The organism is Piscinibacter sp. (genome assembly GCF_050175855.1).
Taxonomy (GTDB): Bacteria; Pseudomonadota; Gammaproteobacteria; order Burkholderiales; family Burkholderiaceae_C; genus Piscinibacter.
In genome coordinates, this window is the sequence record NZ_JBFXIO010000569.1 from 1 (window position 1) to 2,524 (window position 2,524).

The 2,524-nt window shown below is 65.6% G+C and carries 4 protein-coding genes and 2 pseudogenes; all 6 read right to left on the reverse strand.

The features are described from left to right. Positions 1–288 (reverse strand): annotated as a pseudogene (locus AB7U92_RS25820) (50S ribosomal protein L2); the annotation flags it as partial. Continuing rightward, positions 288–602 carry a 50S ribosomal protein L23 gene (gene rplW / locus AB7U92_RS25825; protein ID WP_428583514.1) on the reverse strand — a complete coding sequence of 105 codons (315 nt, stop codon included), beginning with the start codon at positions 600–602 and terminating at the stop codon, positions 288–290. The pseudogene AB7U92_RS25820 and the gene rplW, both read right to left, overlap by 1 nt. Continuing rightward, a complete protein-coding gene (gene rplD / locus AB7U92_RS25830) occupies positions 599–1,219 on the reverse strand; it encodes a 50S ribosomal protein L4 (protein ID WP_428583516.1) in 621 nt (206 codons plus the stop codon). The genes rplW and rplD overlap by 4 nt, the downstream gene beginning before the upstream one ends. After that, positions 1,219–1,890 (reverse strand): 50S ribosomal protein L3, encoded by a 672-nt coding sequence (gene rplC, locus AB7U92_RS25835; protein WP_428583518.1) that lies wholly within the window; start codon positions 1,888–1,890, stop codon positions 1,219–1,221. The genes rplD and rplC overlap by 1 nt, the downstream gene beginning before the upstream one ends. An 86-nt stretch (positions 1,891–1,976) precedes the next feature. Then, the gene (gene rpsJ / locus AB7U92_RS25840) at positions 1,977–2,288 is read right to left on the reverse strand and encodes a 30S ribosomal protein S10 (protein ID WP_019561663.1); all 312 of its coding nucleotides are present in this window, start codon (positions 2,286–2,288) and stop codon (positions 1,977–1,979) included. Positions 2,289–2,298: 10 nt separating this feature from the next. Then, positions 2,299–2,524 (reverse strand): annotated as a pseudogene (gene tuf, locus AB7U92_RS25845) (elongation factor Tu); the annotation flags it as partial.

A 2,524-nucleotide genomic window follows, 5' to 3' on the forward strand; every position in this document is an offset into this window, starting at 1 on the left:
GTAGCAAACCCGCGCGTTGTGGGCAGTGCGGTTCGGGTCGTACTCGTTGCGCTCGACCTTCGCCGGGATGCCGTCCTTGTTGCGCACGAAGTCGACCACGCGGTAGTGGTGCTTGTGACCACCGCCCTTGTGGCGCATCGTGATGTGGCCGTTGTTGTTGCGGCCGGCGTTCTGCTTCTGCGGCTCGAGCAGCGAGGCTTCGGGCGCGCCCTTGTGCAGGTGCTTGTGCACCACCTTCACCACGGCACGGCGGCCCGGCGAAGTCGGCTTGACTTTGACGATGGCCATTACGCGGCCTCCCCGGAGAAGTTGAGCTCCTGGCCCGGCTTCAGCGACACGTACGCCTTCTTGACGTGGTCGCGGCGGCCGATGGAACGGCCGAAGCGCTTGACCTTGCCCTTTTGCGTCACGGTCGAGACCGACTTCACCTCGACCTTGAACATCAGCTCGACGGCCGCCTTGATCTCGGGCTTGGTCGCGTCGCGCAGGACCTTGAACAGCACCTGGTTGTTCTTCTCGGCGGCGGACGTGGCCTTCTCGGACACGATCGGCGCCACCAGCACCTGGGCCAGGCGGCCCTCGTCGAATTTCACGGCGCTCATGCGAACATCTCCTTGAGCTGCTCCATCGCGGCCTTGGTCACCAGCACCTTCTTGTAGAAGACGAGCGACAGCGGATCGGCGTAGCGCGGCTCGACCACCAGCACGTTGGCCAGGTTGCGCGAGGCCAGCAGCAGGTTGTCGTCGACCTGGTCGGCGATCACCAGCACGGAATCCAGGCCCATGGCCTTGAACTTCTGCGCCAGCAGCTTGGTCTTGGGCGCCTCCACCTTGATCGAGTCGACCACGGCAACGCGGCCTTCGCGGGCCAGCTGCGAGAAGATGGCGGCCATGCCGGCGCGGTACATCTTCTTGTTGACCTTCTGGGTGAAGTTCTCGTCCGGGCTGTTCGGGAAGATGCGACCGCCCCCGCGCCACAGCGGCGAGGACGTCATGCCCGCGCGGGCGCGGCCGGTGCCCTTCTGGCGGAACGGCTTCTTGGTCGAGTGCTTGACCATCGCGCGGTCGAGCTGGGCACGGGTGCCCTGGCGCGCATTGGCCTGGAACGCGACGACGATCTGGTGAACCAGCGCCTCGTTGTAGTCACGCGCGAACACGGTGTCCGGCGCGTCGACCTTGGCGGTGGCCTGGCCCTGTTCGTTCAGGAGCTCGAGTTGCATCACTGGGCTCCCTTCTTGGCCTTGACCTTGACGGCCGGGCGCACGACCACGTGGCCGTTCTTCGCACCCGGGACGGCGCCGCGCACCAGCAGCAGCGAGCGCGCCTCGTCCACGCGGACGATGTCGAGGTTCTGCACGGTCTTGGTGACGTCGCCGAGGTGCCCGGACATCTTCTTGCCCGGGAACACGCGGCCCGGATCCTGCGCCATGGAGATCGAGCCCGGCACGTTGTGCGAACGGCTGTTGCCGTGCGACGCGCGCTGCGAGCCGAAGTTGTGGCGCTTGATGGTGCCGGTGAAGCCCTTGCCGATCGAGGTGCCCTGCACGTCGACGAGCTGGCCCACGGCAAAGGTGGTCACCGGGATGGTGGCGCCCGGCTTCAGGCCGGCGGCGACATCGGCGGCGACGCGGAATTCCTTGAGGACCTCGCCGGCTTCAACGCCCGCCTTCGCGAGGTGACCGGCTTCCGGCTTGGTGACGCGGCTCGCCTTGCGCGTGCCGTAGGCGACCTGGATCGCCGTGTAGCCGTCGGTTTCGTCGGTCTTGACCTGGGTGACGCGGTTATTCGACACGTCGAGCACCGTCACGGGAATGGCGTCGCCATCGTCCGTGAAGATGCGCATCATGCCCACCTTGCGCCCCAGCAAACCGAGACGGTTGCTCAGACTCATGTGTTTTCTCCAATGCCCTGCATCGATTGGCAGGGCTGATGAGTTTGGCCCGGCAGGGGAGCTGCCGGGCCGGAAAACCGCAGAGTTTACTGCAGTTTGATTTCCACGTCCACGCCGGCCGGGAGGTCGAGCTTCATCAGCGCGTCCACGGTCTTGTCCGTCGGGTCGACGATGTCCATCAGGCGCTGGTGCGTGCGGATCTCGAACTGGTCACGGCTCGTCTTGTTGACGTGCGGCGAGCGCAGGATGTCGAAACGCTGCATGCGGGTCGGCAGGGGCACCGGGCCCTTGACGATCGCGCCGGTGCGCTTGGCGGTGTCGACGATCTCCAGAGCCGACTGGTCGATCAGCTTGTAGTCGAAGGCTTTCAGGCGGATGCGGATCTTCTGCTTCTGCATGGCCCGCTCCTTATTCCATGATCTTGGCGACGACGCCGGCGCCGACGGTGCGGCCGCCTTCGCGGATGGCGAAGCGCAGGCCCTCTTCCATCGCGATCGGGGCGATCAACTTGACGGTGATGCTGACGTTGTCGCCAGGCATGACCATCTCCTTGTCCTTGGGCAGCTCCACCGCGCCGGTCACGTCCGTCGTGCGGAAGTAGAACTGCGGACGGTAGTTGTTGAAGAACGGCGTG

Coding starts and splice junctions, on each gene's coding strand:
- rplD (WP_428583516.1), bottom strand. CDS start 1,219: ATGCAACTCGAGCTCCTGAACGAACAGGGCCAGGCCACCGCCAAGGTC.
- rpsJ (WP_019561663.1), bottom strand. CDS start 2,288: ATGCAGAAGCAGAAGATCCGCATCCGCCTGAAAGCCTTCGACTACAAG.
- rplC (WP_428583518.1), bottom strand. CDS start 1,890: ATGAGTCTGAGCAACCGTCTCGGTTTGCTGGGGCGCAAGGTGGGCATG.
- rplW (WP_428583514.1), bottom strand. CDS start 602: ATGAGCGCCGTGAAATTCGACGAGGGCCGCCTGGCCCAGGTGCTGGTG.